The 16,918-nt window shown below is 66.7% G+C and carries 8 protein-coding genes; 2 read left to right on the forward strand and 6 right to left on the reverse strand.

Translation table 11 applies throughout. The features are described 5' to 3' along the window. Positions 1-38: 38 nt before the first annotated feature. Positions 39-2,444, reverse strand: a complete 2,406-nt coding sequence (locus U4Y88_RS05285; protein WP_321782746.1) for a TonB-dependent siderophore receptor — start codon at positions 2,442-2,444, stop codon at positions 39-41. A gap of 222 nt (positions 2,445-2,666) precedes the next feature. Here U4Y88_RS05285 and U4Y88_RS05290 point away from each other — a divergent pair, with 222 nt between their 5' ends. Continuing rightward, a complete protein-coding gene (locus U4Y88_RS05290; protein WP_224009523.1) occupies positions 2,667-3,233 on the forward strand; it encodes a TetR/AcrR family transcriptional regulator in 567 nt (188 codons plus the stop codon). A 307-nt stretch (positions 3,234-3,540) separates the two neighbouring features. Continuing rightward, positions 3,541-3,966: an organic hydroperoxide resistance protein gene (locus U4Y88_RS05295; RefSeq protein WP_224009525.1), complete on the forward strand. Its 426-nt coding sequence runs from the start codon at positions 3,541-3,543 to the stop codon at positions 3,964-3,966. A gap of 198 nt (positions 3,967-4,164) precedes the next feature. Here U4Y88_RS05295 and recD read toward each other — a convergent pair whose 3' ends face one another. From recD to U4Y88_RS05320, 5 genes are all read right to left on the reverse strand, one after another. Continuing rightward, complete coding sequence (gene recD / locus U4Y88_RS05300) at positions 4,165-6,465, reverse strand: exodeoxyribonuclease V subunit alpha (protein WP_321782748.1); 2,301 nt, start codon at positions 6,463-6,465, stop codon at positions 4,165-4,167. Continuing rightward, complete coding sequence (gene recB / locus U4Y88_RS05305; protein ID WP_321782750.1) at positions 6,462-10,379, reverse strand: exodeoxyribonuclease V subunit beta; 3,918 nt, start codon at positions 10,377-10,379, stop codon at positions 6,462-6,464. Before recB ends, recD begins: the two co-directional genes overlap by 4 nt. Next, positions 10,376-13,996, reverse strand: a complete 3,621-nt coding sequence (gene recC / locus U4Y88_RS05310; protein ID WP_321782752.1) for an exodeoxyribonuclease V subunit gamma — start codon at positions 13,994-13,996, stop codon at positions 10,376-10,378. The genes recB and recC overlap by 4 nt, the downstream gene beginning before the upstream one ends. Positions 13,997-14,229: 233 nt before the next feature. Then, the gene (locus U4Y88_RS05315) at positions 14,230-15,531 is read right to left on the reverse strand and encodes an autotransporter strand-loop-strand O-heptosyltransferase (protein WP_321782754.1); all 1,302 of its coding nucleotides are present in this window, start codon (positions 15,529-15,531) and stop codon (positions 14,230-14,232) included. Positions 15,532-15,636: 105 nt separating this feature from the next. Continuing rightward, positions 15,637-16,878 (reverse strand): NAD(P)/FAD-dependent oxidoreductase, encoded by a 1,242-nt coding sequence (locus tag U4Y88_RS05320; protein WP_321782756.1) that lies wholly within the window; start codon positions 16,876-16,878, stop codon positions 15,637-15,639. Between the last annotated feature and the right edge of the window lie 40 nt (positions 16,879-16,918).

Here is a 16,918-nt window from a genome sequence, read left to right on the forward strand (position 1 = left end):
CTCTGGCGACGCGCCGCCGTACCGCTCACGAACACGGGTTAGAAGCGCACGTCCGCCGACAGCAGCACCGTGCGCCCCGCGCCCGGCACGCCATACAACTGGAAGCCGTCGAGCGACGCGCCCACCGCCGAGTAGTAGAACGTGTTGAACAGGTTCTGCACGTTCAGGCTCAGCGAGAGATTCTTGTTGACCTCGTAGCGCGCCGCGAGCGAATGCAGCCAGAACGCGGGCGCTTTCTCCGCGTCGTAGACATAGGCTGGATGCGTGCCGTTCGCGCCGCTCACCGTGCTGCTGTTATTGCTCTGGCCTCCTACGTATTCGTTGTCGGTATAACGGCGCGTGCCCACGTACTGCACGCCGTAGCTCACCGAGAACTTCGGCGTGACCGCATACGAGGTCCAGAGATTGAAGGTCGCGTTCGGCACATTGGCCGGACGCTGGCCTTCGTTGATGCCCTTCGTGATACGCCCGCGCATCGCCGCGAAACCCGCGAATGCCGACCACTTCTCGGTGATATTGCCCGACACGCCCAGCTCGATGCCATCGACGCGCTTGGGCGGCAACTCGCGCACCACGCTCGACGTCGTATCGCCGTAGTCCCACGAATCGCTGAGTTCGGTGCGAAACAGCGCGCTCGTGATCGACAGACGACGGTCGAGCAGATCCCACTTGGTGCCCAGTTCCCACGTCTGCGCGACGGCCGGTTTGAGGCTCGCCGTGGCCGCCGAGGTCGCGCCATAGATCGTGTTGTTGGTCGTCGCGCCCACCGCCGAAGGCTGCGCCGCGCGCCCATAGGTCGCGTAGATGCTGCCGAACGGCAGCGGCTTGTACGTGATGCCGATGCGGCCGCTGAACGCGCCGTCGCTCGTCGTCAGCACCGAATGCGCGTTGGCCGCGCCGCTCACCTGCTTGACCCAGAAGCGGTCGTAACGCGCCGCGCCTTCGACGATCCACTTCGGCGTGATCGTCACCGTGTCGCGGATATAGACGCCCGCGTCGTTCACCGCCGCGTAGTCGCCGGTCGTGCCTTCCATCGTGTTCACGCCGCCCATGCTCGTGCCATACGCGTTCGTGAGATCCATCACGGGATTCGTCGATGGCGCGAGCACGCTGCGCGGCAGATCGCCATAACGCTCGTGATAGAACTCCGCGCCGATCACGACATCGTGATGCAGCCCCGCCGTATCGAACGACGTGTTCACGTTGGTCTCGTTGGCGAGAATGTCGTAGCGCTTCGAGGTGCCGTAGTTATTGCCGCGCAGCACCGCGAGCGGCGAGAGATTCGGGTCCGCCGCCACGCCGCTATACGAGAGCACGCCCGACGCGCTCGTGACGAGCGAGCCCGTGCCCACGTATCCGTACGACGTGCCGCTCGTCGAATTGAAACGCGCGGGCGCGAGCACCGTGGTGCGATCGGTCTGCTCCCAGCGCGTCATGTTCGAGATGCGCAGGTTGTCGTTGAAGTCGTGCTCGATCTTCACGCTCGCGCGGTTGGTGGTCGAGTGATCCTTGTAGAGATCCGGGTCGCCGTACCAGCCGTTGCGCGGCACGCCGGGCATGCGCTGGCCGCCCGTGCCGCGCTCGATCGGCACGCCGGTGTCGGGCACGTTGTTGTCCTGCTGATGGAAGTAGTCGAGCGTCACGCGCGTGGGCGTGCCGAGCCCCATCGCGAGCGAACCGGCCACGCCCCAGCGGTCGTCATGCACGTTGGCGCGCTCGTCGACATCCTGCGTGTGGCGCATGAGATTCAGGCGCAACGCCGAATGCTCGCCGATCTGCTTGTTGAGGTCGGCGGTCACGCGTCGATAACGCGCGGAGCCGAGCGTGGTCGCGAGGTGATACGCGTCGTCGAGATGCGCTTCCTTCGTCACGAGATTGACGCTGCCGCCCGGCGCGGCCACGCCCGATTCGATGGTGCCGGTGCCCTTGAACACTTCGACGCGATCCACGTCGAAGGTGTCCGAACGGCTCGCGAGCCCCGCGTCGCGCAGGCCGTCGATCGTGATGCTCTGCTCGCCCGAAAAGCCGCGGATCGTGAACATGTCGCCCCAGCCGAGATTGCCCTCGCCCGACGTGAAGGTGATGCCCGGCACGTTCTTGAGAATGTCCTGGAGACTTTGCGCCTGCTGCTCGTCGAGCACGCGCTTGGGCACGATCGCGATGCTCTGCGCGATATCGAGCAGCGGCGCCGTGAACTGGTCCGACTCCACGTACTTCGTCTGATACGGCGAGCTTTTGCCGCTCACGTTCACGGCAGGCAGCGTGGTGCTGGCTGCGGCTGCCGGTGCCTGTGTTGTTTGTGCTGTCTCTGCTGCTTGTGCCGTCTGCACGTCCTGCGTCGATTGCGCGTGCGCCGCCGTGAGCGCAACGCACCCGAACGTCGCGCCGAACAGATTGATCAGCAAGCCCGACGGACGGCCTCGCGTTCCCCGATTCAACTGCATGTTGTATTCACCCCAATGACCTGTTTTTCCGATGACCTGTTGGCATCGCCATCGCAAATAAGAATGATTGCGATTTGCAATGGTAAGAATTCGGGCATCAAGAAAACGTTAAGACCGGGGTTCGATCGGGCAGGCAGGCCGCCGGGCGCCGTTTTCCGACACGAAAAATTATTTCGCTTCGGAAACTTGACAATCTATCTTCTAGTAGATAAATTAACACCCATGGACACGCAATCGACCGTACGCGAACAGCTTCTGGATCACGCCATCACCTTGATGATGCTGCGGGGTTACAACGGCTTTAGCTATCGCGACCTGTCGGAACTGGTGGGCGTGAAAACGTCGAGCATCCACTACTACTTCCCGTCGAAGGACGACCTGGTGCTCGAAGCAGTGAAGCAGTACAGCGAAGAAGTCGTTCGCGCGCTGCAGTCGATCGACCCGGTGCTGCCCGCGAACGAAAAGCTGAGCCTGTACACGCGTTTCTTCGGCAAGACGCTCGGCGACGGCAACCAGATCTGCCTGTGCGGCATGCTGGCCGCCGACATCGAAACGCTACCGGAAACGGTGCGCGAAGCGGTGCAGGCGTTCTTCCGCACCAACGAGGCGTGGCTGGCCAAAGTGCTGGCGCAAGGCGTCAAGGAAGGCACGCTGATCGCTCGGGACAAGCCCGAGAGCGCGGCGCGCACGCTGTTCGCGGCGTTGCAGGGCAGCGTGATCGCGAGCCGGCTGTTTCACACGAAGTCGCGTCTGGAAGACGTGGAAGCCATGTGGCGAGTCGCGGCCTGACGGGCGAAGCGGCACGGCCACAGGCACGTATGCAGAACCGGGGCGGCTCGCCGCCCCATTGCCGGACCCTGTTATCTATCTTCTGGTAGATAGCGATGCAGGAATGTTGTAGTAACACTTGCGTCAACATATCTATCTAGTGATAGATAGCATTAGAAGCATAACGATGACGATGACGATCACGCGTACGCCACGAATGATTGTTATCGTCGCTGTAGAACCTGTCGCGAAGATCGCCATCGATCTGGACGACTAACGAATCAACCTTGTTGCTTGACCTATCGTTTCTCACACAGGAGAGCCAGTCATGTCGATCGAAAAAGTCCTCTACACCGCCGAAGCCACCGCAACCGGAGGCCGTGATGGCCGCGCCGTCGTGCCCGAGAGCAACCTCGACCTCAAGCTCACGACGCCGCGCGAACTGGGCGGTGCAGGCGGCGCCGGCACGAACCCCGAGCAGTTGTTCGCGGCCGGTTACAGCGCGTGCTTCATCGGCGCGATGAAGTTCGTCGCGGCGCGCGACAAGATCGCCATTCCGGCGGACGTCTCGGTCACGGGCCGCGTCGGCATCGGCCAGATCCCGAACGGCTTCGGCATCGAAGTGGAACTGCGCGTCTCGCTGCCGGGCATGGACCGCGAAGCCGCTCAGGCGCTGGTCGACAAGGCTCATATCGTGTGCCCGTACTCGAACGCCACGCGCGGCAACATCGACGTCACGCTGACGATCGCTTAAGGCCGCGAGACGATCGGAAGCGGCATCGGGAAACCAAAGTTTTGCTGATTGTTTTCCCGATTTCCGATCGGAAATAAACGGGCCGCGCCGGGTCATCTGCATGATCCGGCGCGGCCCGTTTGTTTCGTGTGTTACCCGAAAGTTTTCTCGTTTTCCGATGGGAAACGCGAGCGGTCAAGTGGTTAAGCGGTCGAACCTTCAGCCAGCGGCATCGAACAGCGCCGCCATCAAGCCGCTCGCGCGCTGCACGCGGGCGCAGACCGCGCGCTCCAGCACCGAGCGCCCTTCCGGTACGGCCAGCGTGAACCACGTGCGCGCGCGCGTGATGCCCGTGTAGACGAGTTCGCGCGTGAGAATCGGGCTGTACGTATCGGGCAGCACGAGCGCCGCGTGCGTGAACTCCGAACCCTGCGACTTGTGGACGGTCAGCGCGAACACGGTTTCCACGCCCTGCAAGCGGCTCGGCGACACCCACTTCACGCCGCCCACGCCATCGCCCGACGGAAACGCCACGCGCAGCACCGGCGGCGCGCCCTCGTCCACCGGCAAATCGAGCGCGATGCCGATATCGCCGTTCATCAGCCCGAGTTCGTAGTCGTTATGCGTGACGAGCACGGGCCGCCCCGCGTACCAATCGCCGAGCGGATCGATCAGGCCGTCTTCCTGAAGCAGCCGCGCGACGCGCCGGTTGAGCCCCTCCACGCCCCAGGCGCCGCGTCGCAACGCGCAGAGCAACTGGAACTGCGTATGCGCCTGCAAAACCGCCGACGCCCATTTCGCCAACGCTTCGGGCGTCGCGCCCGCCTCGGGCCGCAACTTGCGCATGGTCGTCAGATAGTGCCGATAGCCTCGGCGCTCTCCTGCGGGCGCGCCATCCTCGCTCACGTTGCCGTCGGTGATCAGCGCGCGCAATGGCGCATCGTCGCCCGCCGGGCAGACGAGACGCGCGAGATCCGCGTAGCCGCGCGTCCAGATCTTCGCCACGCCCGTGGCGTCGCCCGCGTTGACGAGATCGGCCAGCGCGCCAATGCCGCTTTCCGACGCGAAGCGATGGCTTTCGCGCAGCATCGCCACGGCCTGATCGAGCGGCATGCCGTGCGCGTCGAGCATCGCATCGTCGATGCGCTCGCCGGTAGCCGCTTCGAGCCACGCGCGCGTGGCCTCCGTATAGTGGCCGTCGCGCGCGCGCTCGCAGAGTTCGCCGAGCACCGCGCCCGCTTCGACCGAGGCCAACTGGTCCTTGTCGCCGAGCAGGATCAGACGCGCATTCGACGGCAGCGCGTCGAGCACGGCGGCCATCATCTCCAGATCGACCATCGACGCCTCGTCGATCACGAGCACATCGACGGGCAGCGGATTGCCCGCATCGTGACGGAAACGGCGGCTGCCGGGCCGCGTGCCGAGCACGCGATGCAGCGTCGTCACGACGGTGGGAATCGCGCTACGCAGCGCCGCCGCGTCCACGCGTTGCGCGAGCGCGTCGAATGGCAGACGTTCGACGGCGCCCGCGATCGATTCGTTCAGGCGCGCAGCGGCCTTGCCGGTCGGCGCGGCGAGGCGAATGCGCAGCGGCCGCCCGCCCGCGCCTTCGCGATCGAGCGCCAGAGTTTGCAGGAGTGCCAACAATCTCACGACCGTGGTCGTCTTGCCCGTGCCGGGACCGCCCGTGATGATGCTGAAGGCGCTGCGCGCCGCGAGCGCGCAGGCGAGCTTCTGCCAGTCCGCGCCCTTCGCCTGCGCCGGTCGCGACACGAACAAGGCATCGAGCGCGGCGCGCGCCGCCGCGGCGGGCAGCGCCGCTTCGAGACGCGGCCCCCGCGCGAGCCGCGCTTCGATGCCGGCACGCACGTCCTGTTCATACTGCCAATAACGGCGCAGATAGAAGCGATTACCGGCCAGCACAAGCGGCGTGCTGTTTTGCGCATCGTTTTGCGCATCGTTCTGTGTATCGCTTTGCGTATCGTCTTGCGTGCCGTCGTGCCAATGCCCGACCAGTTCCGGCGCGTCGAGCGCCGCGCGCCAGCGTTCGAGCGTCACGCCCGCCAGCACCTCGGCGGGCGGCTGCGGCGGCTCGGCCGTGGGCGTCTGCGGGCCGTCGGGCGGCAGCGACAGCGCGAAGGCGGGATCGTCGAGCGTGGCCTGCAAGTCGAGACAGACGTGACCGCGCCCGAGCTGATGGCTCGCGAGCGCGGCGGCCAGCAGCAACAGCGGCGGCGCATCGGGCGTCTCGTCGAGCAGAAAGCGCGCGAACGCGCCATCGAGCGTGCGCAGCCAGCCGCGCTCCACCCAGCGGTCGAGCGTGGCGAGCATCTGCGCGGCGGATTCGCTGGCGTTCGCGCGCGGCGCGGCGGGCTCTGCAGGCTCTGCTGACGCTGGCTTCACAGGCGCGGGCTGCGCGTCCTGCTCGATCTCTTCCGGCAGAAACGCGTCGAACAGATCGCCGGTCGTGCCGATGGCGCCTTTCGGCAAATCGTTGCGCGTGTTACGTCGCGGGCTCATGCTGCATCCTCAAGCGCGTCGTGATGCGCGAACAGCGCATCGAGTCCTTCGATCAGCTCGCGCGGCGGCCGCTCGCAATGCAAGCCCTGACTCGGCGAACGGCCGCCGCGCAGGAACATATAGACCGCGCCGCCGACATGCCGGTCGTAGTCGTAATCGGGCAAGCGCGCTTTCAATAGACGATGCAGCGCGAACAAATACAACGCGTACTGCAACTCATAGCGCGAATGCAGAATCTGCGCGCTCATTCTCGATCCGGTGTACGCATCATCGTCGGCGCCGAGCCAGTTCGATTTATAGTCGGCGACGTAATAGCGGCCCTCGTGCTCGAACACCAGATCGATAAAGCCCTTGAGCATGCCGTTCAAACGCGTGGCGTCGAGCGGCGGACGCGGCGCGCCGTCGAGCGTGAACTCAGTCACCAGCGCGTCGAGTTCGAGCGTGTTCACCCTGTGCGCCGCGACCCAGAATTCCATTTCCGCCATATAGGAGGCGCTATCGAGTTTCGCGAGCGTGACGGGCGACACCGCCTCGCCGTCGATCGACGGCAAGCGCAGCGGCGTGCCGATCAGCCCGAGCATCCACGACGTGAGCGTGTCGATCCATTGCGACCAGCCGCGCACGTTGCAGCGTCGCGCGATCATGTCGCGCAGCCGCGTGGCGTCGTGCGCGACTTCGGCGAAGCCTTCGTTCGCGACCCATTCGATCAGTTCGTGCAGGAAGCTGCCGGCATCGGCGCCACGTTCGAAGCCGTGCATCGGCGCGCCCTCGGGCGCGAGTTCCGCCGACGTTTGCAGCGCGTCTTCCGCATCGGCGTCGTCGAGAATGCGTGCGTCGAGCAGTTCGCGAAACACGTCTTCGCTGCGCGTGTCCGGCGCGATGTGATCTTCCTCGGCCATCTGCGCGGCGTACGCGACCTGTGTGCCCTCCACGGTCTTCAGGCTCGAATAGCTCGCGATCCACCACGGTTCGCGGCCACGACGCGGGAACATGCGCGCGCGTCCACGCACGACGCCCGGGCCGCGCAACGCGAAGGCTTCATGGCTCGGCGCGGGTGCTTCCATGACGTCGATATCCGTGCATGTGTCGCGCAGATTGTTTAGCAGTACCGCGCTTTGCTCGGCGGGCAACGGCGCGCCGCCGCCCATCAGATAGCCGAACGCGCTGCCCTCCACGTTCTGCACGGGCGCATAGCCGATCCACGTCGCGTAGCGCGCGCGCGTGAGCGCCACGTAGAGCTTGCGCAGATCCTCGCCGAGTCGTTCGCGGTCGGCCTGCGCGAGCACGGCGTGATCCGCTTCGAGCGTCACACGCAGATTGCCCGCCTCGTCGTGCCACTTGAACGGCACGTCGTCGGCCTTCACCGCGCGATGCGCGCAAGCGAACGGCAGAAACACCAGCGGATATTCGAGGCCTTTCGACTTGTGGATCGTCACTACCTGCACGAGGCCCGCATCGCTTTCGAGCCGCAACTGTCGCGCGTCGCCGCCTCCGCCCGCGCTCTCGTCGTCGCGTTGTTCGTCGAGATAGCGGATCAGCGCATGCTCGCCATCGAGCTGCGTGCTCGCCTGCTGCAACAGCTCAGCCAGATGCAGCAGATTCGTGAGCGCGCGCTCGCCGTTCAGGCCCGCCGCCGCGCTCGCGCCGAGCAGACGCTGCGGCACATGAAAATCGTTGAGCAGGCGGCGCAGCATCGGCAGCACGCCCTTCTTGCGCCACACTTCGCGATAGCCGCGGAATTGCAGCACGCGCGCTTCCCACGCGATCTCGTCGCGGCCGAGCGCATCGAGTTCGTCCCAGCTTAAGCCGAGCGATCCGGTTGCGAGCGCGCTGCGTACGAGGCGGCCGTCGTCGGGCTCCGCGCAGGCGCCGAGCCAGTAGCGCAGTTCCTCCGCTTGCGGCGTTTGATAGACGGAATCGCGATCGGACAGATAGACGCTGCGCACGCCGCGCGCCGCCAGCGCTTCGCGGATCGCGCGCGCCTCGTCGCGATTGTTCACGAGCACGGCCATGTCGGCCGGCTGCAGGGCCTTCATGCCCTGCTCGCCTTTGAAGCCCGCCGCGCCCTCTTGCCCGAGATTCAGCAGCCGCGCCATTTCGGTCGCGCAACTCGCTGCCATGCTCGCGAAGTACGCGGTCTTGCTCAACGGCTTGCCGTCGGCCGAACCGGGCAGCCACCAGACGTTCAGCGCGGGCACGGCGGCACCGGATGCGATCAGTGCGTCGGGGCGTCCCGCCGCATCCGCCGCGACGAAAGGCAGTGCATTGGCTTCGCCTGGCGCGCCGCGAAACAGAAAGGCGCCGCTGCCTTCGGCACGCTGTTCCGCCGCCTCGAAGCAGCGATTGACCGCATCGACCATCGCGCGCGTAGAGCGGAAATTCTTCTTGAGCGTATAGAGCCGCCCCGCACAGGCCTCGCGCGCGCGCAGATACGTATAGATATCCGCGCCGCGAAACGCATAGATCGCTTGTTTAGGATCCCCAATCAAGACGATAGCCGTCTCGCTCCGGTTCGCCTGGATCGCGTAGACCGCGTCGAAGATCTGGTACTGGACCGGATCGGTGTCCTGGAACTCGTCGATCAGCGCCACCGGATACTGCTTGCGGATGATCTCGGCCAGACGCGCGCCGTTGGGCTTTTTGAGCGCGTCGAGCAGACGCGTGAGCAGCTCGTCGAATCCCATCTGCGAGCGGCGCGTTTCTTCCTCTTCGAAGCGGCGCGCGATCCAGCGCGCGGCATGACAGAGGATCGGCAGCTTCGCCGTGGGCCGCGCGGCCAGCGCCTCGCGCAACGCTTCCATCGCCACGAAGCAATCGTGTTCGGGCGGCGGGCCGTCCTTCCAGATTTCCGCGAGACCGGCGGGCGTGAGACGCGTCCACACGGCGGCATCGTCCTTGAAACCCGGATGCAGGCTGTCGGGATCGTTCGCCCATTCGCGCAGCTTGCTGAACCACGTCTCGCAGTTGCGCGTGTTGAGCTTCTTGGCGTCGAACAGTTTCTTTTCGCGCGCCGCCGCGAGCAGACCTTCCGCTTCGTCGATGCCCGCGCGCCACGGCGCCTTCAGCAGTTCGAGCGCGTCGTGCGCCTGCTTGCGGGCTTCGCTCAAGGCGGCGGCGGGCACGTCGGCATCGGGCAGCAGATTGGCGTGGCCGAGCAGGCTGCGAACCGCGCCGTGCAACGCGTCGGGACTCGCGAACCACGCGCGCACCTGCGCGGCATCCTGCGCGTCGAGCGGCGCGAGAAACGTGCGCCAGTAATCGCGCACGACTTCGGCGCGCAACTCGGTCTGATCGGCCTCCAGCGTCTGCGAAAACAGGCTGTCGCTGTCGAAGGCGTGCTCGCTGAGCATGCGATTGCACCAGCCGTGAATCGTCGAGACCGCGGCCTCGTCCATCCATTCGGCGGCGAGTTGCAGGCGGCGCGCGCATGCGGGCCATTGTTCGTGCGGATATTCCTCGCGCAAGTCGTGCAGCAGATCGGCGCCTGCCGCGCGCAACGGCACGTCGTCGGGATCGGCGCGGAAATACTCGGCCGCTTCGATCAGCCGCGCGCGGATGCGGTCGCGCAGTTCCTTCGTCGCGGCGTCGGTGAAGGTCACGACGAGAATTTCCGGCGGCGTGAGCGGCCGCATGGCGGGCCGTGCGTCGGCTGCGATCCCGTGGTTCTCGTGCTCGTGTCCGTGCTCGTGGAATTCGTCGAACTCGTCGAACGCTTCGAGTCCGTCGAAGTCTTCGTCGTCGGACTCGTCGTGTAATGCACGCGCGCCCGTATGACCCAGCACGAGCCGCACATACAGCATCGCGATCGTGAAGGTCTTGCCTGTGCCCGCGCTCGCTTCGATCAGGCGGCTGCCGTAAAGCGGAAACGACAGCGGTTTCAGTTCGTTCGGGATCATGTCGTCGGCCGGAATCATGCGGCATCTCCCGCGCTCTCCGCGGAACCCGCAGAAGCGCTTTTCTTCTTCGATGAGGCGAGCGGCGCACGCTGCACCGGCAGCAGCAGCGTGGACGCCAGCGTCGCGAATTCGTCGCCGGCGATCAGCGTGTCGAAGTCGGGGAACGCGCGGCGCAGATACGGATTCGTCTCGCACTCGCCCGCCATGCGCGCCGCGCCTTCGAAGGCCGTGCGCGCCGCTTCCCACGCTTCGGCGGGCACCGCGCCCGACGCCGCGTCGTAATCGACCGGCAATTTGCGCAGCCACGCGAAGGCCGTTTTCACCGCGAGCGGCAACGGCCGCCGCGAACCTTCGTCCCATGCCGCAAGCAGTGCGAGCAGCCACGCACGCGCGGTCTCGCGCGCCAGCGGCGCGAACTCGGCCACGCCCACCTTGCTCACCACGACCGTCGTCACTTCGCCCACTGCAAGCTGCGCGGCGACGTGCGCGACCCAGTACGCGACGAGCCGTTCGCCGCGATACTTGTTGTCCTTGACGAGCGTGCCCGGTTCGAGAATCACACGCCCGAGCGAGCCGTCCTCGCCTTCGCGAATATCGTCGAGCCAGTCCTGCACGTCGAGCGTGCGGCCCTCGCGCAGCGTATCCAGACGAATTTCATATTGATCCGTGCGCAGACGCGGCCAGCGCGCCAGCGCCTTGCGATATTCGATGAACAGTTCTTCCATCGGCGCGAGCAATTCCTCGCCGATCACTTCGCCGAAGCCGCCGCTCGCGAGATCGCCGCTGCGATGCATGCGTTCGAGCCGTTCGCGCGCGACCGGTTCGAGATCGGTTTCGCCGCGCTCCATCGCCGCCACCTGCGCGCGAATCAGTTCGCCCTGCAGTTGCCACGCCTGCAACGCATCGACTTCGAACGGCTCGTGGTTCTCGCTCGCTTCGTCCTGCATTTCGAGCGCGACGCGCAGACGTTGACGAAAGAAGTTGCGCACCGGATCGCGCAGAAACTCCGCGAGTTCGCGCAGCGAAAGCGGCTCGTCGCGCTCGGGCGCGGGCAGCGTCGGCGCATCCGCGTCTTGCGATGCGCCCGACACGTCGTTCGCAAACGGCGCAGGACGGCTCCATTCGTGCGCAAAGGTGTACAGCGGCGCATGACGCGGATCGGCGGGAAAGTAGTCGGCGCTGAACGGCTGCAAGCGATGTTCGATCGTGAGCGCGTGGATCAGCGCATCGGGTTTGCCAGGTTCGTCGTCGTCCTCGCTTTCGAGCCGCCAGCCCGACTTGATGTGATCGCGCAACTGCGCGACCAGCACCGAGGGCGGACGCGGCGTGTTGTCGGTCACGCTACGGCCGACCCACGAGATATGCAGATGCTCGCGCGCGGACAGCAGCGCTTCGAGAAACAGATAGCGGTCGTCCTCGCGGCGCGAACGGTCGCCGGGACGATAGTCGCGCCGCATCAGGTCGAAGTCGAGCGGCGTGCGGCTGCGCGGATAGTCGCCGTCGTTCATGCCGAGCAGGCACACGTGGCGAAACGGAATCGCGCGCATCGGCATGAGCGTGGCGAAGGTCACCGCGCCCGCGAAAAAGCGCTGCGAAAGTCCGCCGCCGTCGAGCTGGCCGAGCCAGTTTTCGGCGACGATGGCGAGCGGCAGCGCGTCCGTGAGTTCGGCTTCGCTGCACGCGTCGCGCCACGTTTCGAGCGCGCTGTCGAGGCGTTCGAGCGTGTACGCGTCCTCGCCTTCGTCGGTGGCGAAGAAGGTCGTTTTCAACGCGCGCAGACGCTCGCACCAGACATCGACGCTCGCCGGTTCGCGCAGCGTGCGCCAGGCGTCGTCGAGCGCGTCGATCAGGCGCGTGAGCGGGCCGAGCAAGGCCGCGTCGAGCCCGCCGATCTCCGCATACGGTTCGATGCCGCGCCACGCGCTCGCGCGATCGCCGGCCGCATAACCGAGCAGCATGCGGCGCAGCCCGAAGGCCCAGCTATTGGGCGCGCCGCTTTCGCCGTTCGGCAGCCCGAGGCTCGCGCGCTGTTCGGCGTGCAGGCCCCAGCGGATATTCGCGCCGTCGATCCAGTTGCGCAGCGTGGGCACATCCTCGGCGTCGATCTCGAAGCGCGCGCGCACGGCGGGCACTTCGAGCAGGTCGAGCACGTCGCTCACGGTGACGCGTCCGTGCGGCAGCGCGAGCAGCATTTCGAGCGCGCCGATCAGCGGATCGAACGCGCGCTGCGCGCGGTCCGCGACGCTGAACGGGATGTAGCGCGGATCGTCGCTGTCGACGAGGCCGAACACGGCCTGAATATGCGGCGTATAGATCTCGATGTCGGGCACCATCACGATCACGTCGCGCGGACGCATCGCGGGGTCGGCGGCGAAGGCGGCGAGCAGACGGTCGTGCAGGATCTCCACTTCGCGCTGCGCGCTGTGGGCGACGTGAAAGCGCACCGACTCGTCGGTCTGCGGATCGACGGCGGGCCAATGGTCGCGCGTTTCCGGCAGCGGTCGCAGATCGCGAATGTCGTCCTGTAGCTGTTGCAGCAGCGTATGCGCGTCGGCGCCATCGAACAGATCGATACGCTGGCCGATACGCGTGAAATGCGGCGTGTAGGTCTCGCGCGCTTCGTCGCTGTCGTATTCGTCGAGCAGGCCGATGAAGTCGCGGCCCTGCTTGCCCCACGCCGCCAGCAAGGGCTGCGCGTGCAGATGCAGTTGCGATTCGTCGAGCACGGCGGGCGCGCCCGCGCGGCGGCGCTGACGCGCGTGACGCGCGCGCAGCAGATCCTGATCGGCGACGATATCGGCCCAGTAATGCATGCACGGGTTATGCACGCAAAGCAGCACCTGGCTCCAGCGCGCGAGCGCCGCGAGCACTTCGAGCGACTGGCGCGGCAGGCTCGAAATGCCGAACACCACGAGACGGCGCGGCAGTCCGCGCGGCCGCGGCTCGCCTTCCTGCCACGCTTGCGCGCGGCGCATGAAGAGATCGTGCACGGCGGCGCGGCCGGTTTGCGCGAGCGCGCTGCCGGCGGGCGCGCGCGCGCTCACGTCGGCGAGCAGCGCGCGCCAGAGGGCGGCTTGCCAGCGCGCGTCGTCGGCGAGTGGCATGCGATTGTTGCGCGCATCGATCACCACGTCGTCGTGATCGGCCCACGCGGCCAGCCAGTCGGCGCGATACACCTGGTACTGGTCGAACAGGTCGGCCACGCGCTGCGCGAGCTGGAAGCACTTGCGCTGTTCCTCGTCGTTGGCCATGAAGCGCTTGAGCGGCTCGTAGCCCGGCTCGTCGAGCAGCGCGGGCAGCATGCGCATCAGGCGCCAGACGAGACGCGACTTGTCGAACGGCGAGACGGCCGGCACCGCCTCCTCGCCCAGCACCGCGCGATAGACCTGCCAGAGAAAACGCGAAGGCAGCGACATTTCCAGCGCCGCCGCGATCCCGCAGCCGCCGTCCTCGGGATCGGCCGCGAAAGCGAGCTTGAGCCACTGCGCGATGCCGTTACTCTGCACCAGCAGCATTTCTTTTTCGAGCGGCGCAATGGGATGCTGGCCGATCCACTGCACGATCAGATCGCGCAGCCGTTCGGGCTCGTTGCCGTGAACGAGCATCAGGCCGGGCGGCAAGGCGCGCGCGTTCAAACGCGGCTCCCCGGCATCACGCGAGCGGGACGGGAAAGAAGATCGAGCGGGTGGAATGCGGCCATGTCGCCTGGTCGTAGATGTCGCAAATGTTGCCGATAGGAAACTCGGGCGGGGCGCACGGTTTCCCATGTTGCCCAGAAGTTTCGCAAAGGAAACCCGCCGCCCGATGCGACAGTTTACGACATTGGCGGCCCGGACGAGGCCAGGTTTTCAGGCCGTCCCAGCGCGTCTCAGGCCGCGTGTGCCTGCGAATCGAGCATCGCGTCGACGACCCGGATCACGTGGGCCGCCGTGATCGCCGTCGTGCACTGATAACGCATGGCGTCGTGCGCGTGGCGCGGGCACCAGCCGAAATCGCCGTCGAATTCGACGCGCGTGTCGTTCGCGCAGCTATTGCAGGCGTGGAAGTTAATCACGCGCCACGGCGTGCGGAACTCGGTGTGCGGATGCGAGAAGCCGCTGATCATCGTGACGGGCGCGCCCACCGCCCACGCGAGCCACGACAGCCCGCTGCCCAGGCCGACGAAGCCCGCCGCGTGCGCGAGCAGGCTCGCCCGCTCCTGCAAGGGCCGCTCGCCGGTGTAGTCCTCCGCGCCTTCGGGCATCGTGTTGAGCGCGCCGGGCAAGCCATATTCGCGATCGCGGTCGATGCAGAGCACGCGATAGCCGCGCGTGTTCAGATGCGCGACGAGCGTGCGCCAGCCGTCGGGATGGTTCCAGTATTTGCACTGCGTGGAGGCCTGCGCGGCGACGCAGACATAGGGTTCGGCGATCGTGCGCGCAGGCTGCGCGACGACGACATTCGGACGTCGCTCGATTGCGTCCACGCCCAGCATGTACGAGGCGAAGTCCTGCAGGCTGCTCACGCGCGGATCGGTGGGCTGATGGTCGCGGTCGGCGTAGGGTGAATAGCAGCCCACGCGATAGGTCGCATAGGTGGAAAAAGTGGCAAAGGTGGCATCGGTGCCTCGGCCCGCTTCGCCGTTATCCGCTGCATGTTGCGCCGTCGTTTCCGATACGAAACGCAGCGCCGGATAGCCCGCCTCGAACAGCGCATGCAGATACGGCCGCATCACCACGCTCACCGTGCAGCCGTGGCGCTGCCGGAAGGCCTCGATGGCGGGCACCCAGGCGATGGCGTCGCCGAGCGCGCCCGAGCCGATCACCATCCGCACGTGCTGGCCGGCCGCATCGTATCGATGCTCGAACACGCGCCGCGCGCCGTCGAACACCTCCAGCAGAAACCGCACGAAATACTTGCGGCGGCTCGCGACGATCTCGCCCGCCCCGGCTTCGGCGTCGAACACGAGATTGCCAGTATCGAGATCGTGCAGGCGCACGCGCCAGCCGGCGCGCGGCACCTGCACGCGGCAGCCGTAGTTAAAGTCGTAGCGGATGCCTTCCGGGCCGCTCAGCGCGGGCGCGTCGACGCGCGCGAAAGCGGCGGCCGCGCGGCCGCGCTGCTTATCGGAAACTTGTTGATCTTCGGAAACGTTTTGCGTGCGGGAAGGCAGCGGGGGCGGCGTATTCATGATGTGGGGGGACTCCGTCGGCGTGCGCGCCGGATCATAGTACGCGCCGCCTTCCCCCTACGCCCACGCAGATCAACAGATCGCGCGTTTTGCCCCCCCGCGCGCTCAGGCGAGCGTGGCCGCCGCGAACTTGCCGATATCGGTGGCCGGATCGCGCAGCGCCGCGACGTCCAGCGTCTTGCCCGAGCCCACCAGCTTCTTGCCGCAGAGGAAATCGGGCATCGAGCTGACCGCGTCGACCGCCAGCAGCGCGCCGTTCTTCAGGTAGTAGACGGCGAAGCGGCGCGCCGCCGGATCGCCGCGCAGCACGGTCTCGTCATAGCCTTCGAGCAGGCCCACGGTCTGCAGCTTGAGTTCGTACTGATCGGACCAGAACCACGGCGCATCGCAGGCCGGACGCGGCTTGCCGACGATGGCCGCCGCCGCGAGCTTCGCCTGCTCGACCGCGTTATGCACGCTTTCGAGACGGCCCGTGCGGCTGTAGTGCGAGAGCGGACGGCTCGCGCAGTCGCCGATCGCGAACACGTCGGCGTCGGACGTGCGCGCGTCGTCGTCGACGCGGATGCCGTTTTCGCAGACGATGCCCGCCGTCTCGGCCAGCCCCACATTCGGCACGATGCCGATGCCGATCAGCGCCAGCGTGGCCGGCACCACTTCGCCGCCCGCGAGCTGCACGCCCGTGAGCTTGCCGTTTTCGCCCACCAGCGCCTCGATCTTCGCGTTCAGGCGCAGATCGACGCCCTGCGCGCGATGCAGGTCGGCGTAGAACGTGGACACCGTTTCGCCCGTCACGCGGCCGAGCACGCGCGGCGCGGCTTCGAGCACGGTCACGGCGTGGCCGAGCTGGCGCGCGGCGGCCGCCGCTTCGAGGCCGATATAGCCCGCGCCGATCACGACCAGTTTTTCGCCGGGCTGCACGCGTTCGCGCAGCACGTCGGCGTCGGCGAGCGAGCGCAGCGCGACCACGCCCGCGAGGTCGTGGCCCGGCACCGTCAGCGCGCGCGGCAGCGAGCCGGCGGCGAGAATCAGCTTGTCGTAGTGCAGGCTGCTGCCGTCGCTGAGCGTGAGCGTATGGCCCGTGCGGTCGAGCGATTGCGCGCTGACGCCGAGCTTCAGCTCGATGCGCTGATCCTCGTAGAACTGGCGCGGCTTGAGCCAGAGGCGCTCGACATCGGCCTCGCCCTTCAGATACGCCTTGCTGAGCGGCGGACGATGATACGGCGGCACGGGCTCCTCGCCCACCAGCACGATGCGCCCTTCGAAACCGTATTGACGCAGCAGCGCCGCGGCGTTGCCACCCGCGTGCCCTGCTCCGACGATCACCACCGTGCTGCCCTGTTCCTGCATGTCCGCTCCCTCAGGTGTGCGTGCGCGCGGCCCGCGCGCC

Source organism: Paraburkholderia sp. J94 (assembly GCF_905220285.1).
In the GTDB taxonomy this organism is placed as follows: Bacteria; Pseudomonadota; Gammaproteobacteria; order Burkholderiales; family Burkholderiaceae; genus Paraburkholderia; species Paraburkholderia tropica_A.

What these genes read in the sequence shown, in the direction of transcription:
- recB (WP_321782750.1), bottom strand. Translation starts at nt 10,379, where the DNA reads ATGATTCCGGCCGACGACATGATCCCGAACGAACTGAAACCGCTGTCG.
- recD (WP_321782748.1), bottom strand. Translation starts at nt 6,465, where the DNA reads ATGAGCCCGCGACGTAACACGCGCAACGATTTGCCGAAAGGCGCCATC.
- U4Y88_RS05315 (WP_321782754.1), bottom strand. Translation starts at nt 15,531, where the DNA reads ATGAATACGCCGCCCCCGCTGCCTTCCCGCACGCAAAACGTTTCCGAA.
- U4Y88_RS05295 (WP_224009525.1), top strand. Translation starts at nt 3,541, where the DNA reads ATGTCGATCGAAAAAGTCCTCTACACCGCCGAAGCCACCGCAACCGGA.
- U4Y88_RS05320 (WP_321782756.1), bottom strand. Translation starts at nt 16,878, where the DNA reads ATGCAGGAACAGGGCAGCACGGTGGTGATCGTCGGAGCAGGGCACGCG.
- U4Y88_RS05290 (WP_224009523.1), top strand. Translation starts at nt 2,667, where the DNA reads ATGGACACGCAATCGACCGTACGCGAACAGCTTCTGGATCACGCCATC.
- U4Y88_RS05285 (WP_321782746.1), bottom strand. Translation starts at nt 2,444, where the DNA reads ATGCAGTTGAATCGGGGAACGCGAGGCCGTCCGTCGGGCTTGCTGATC.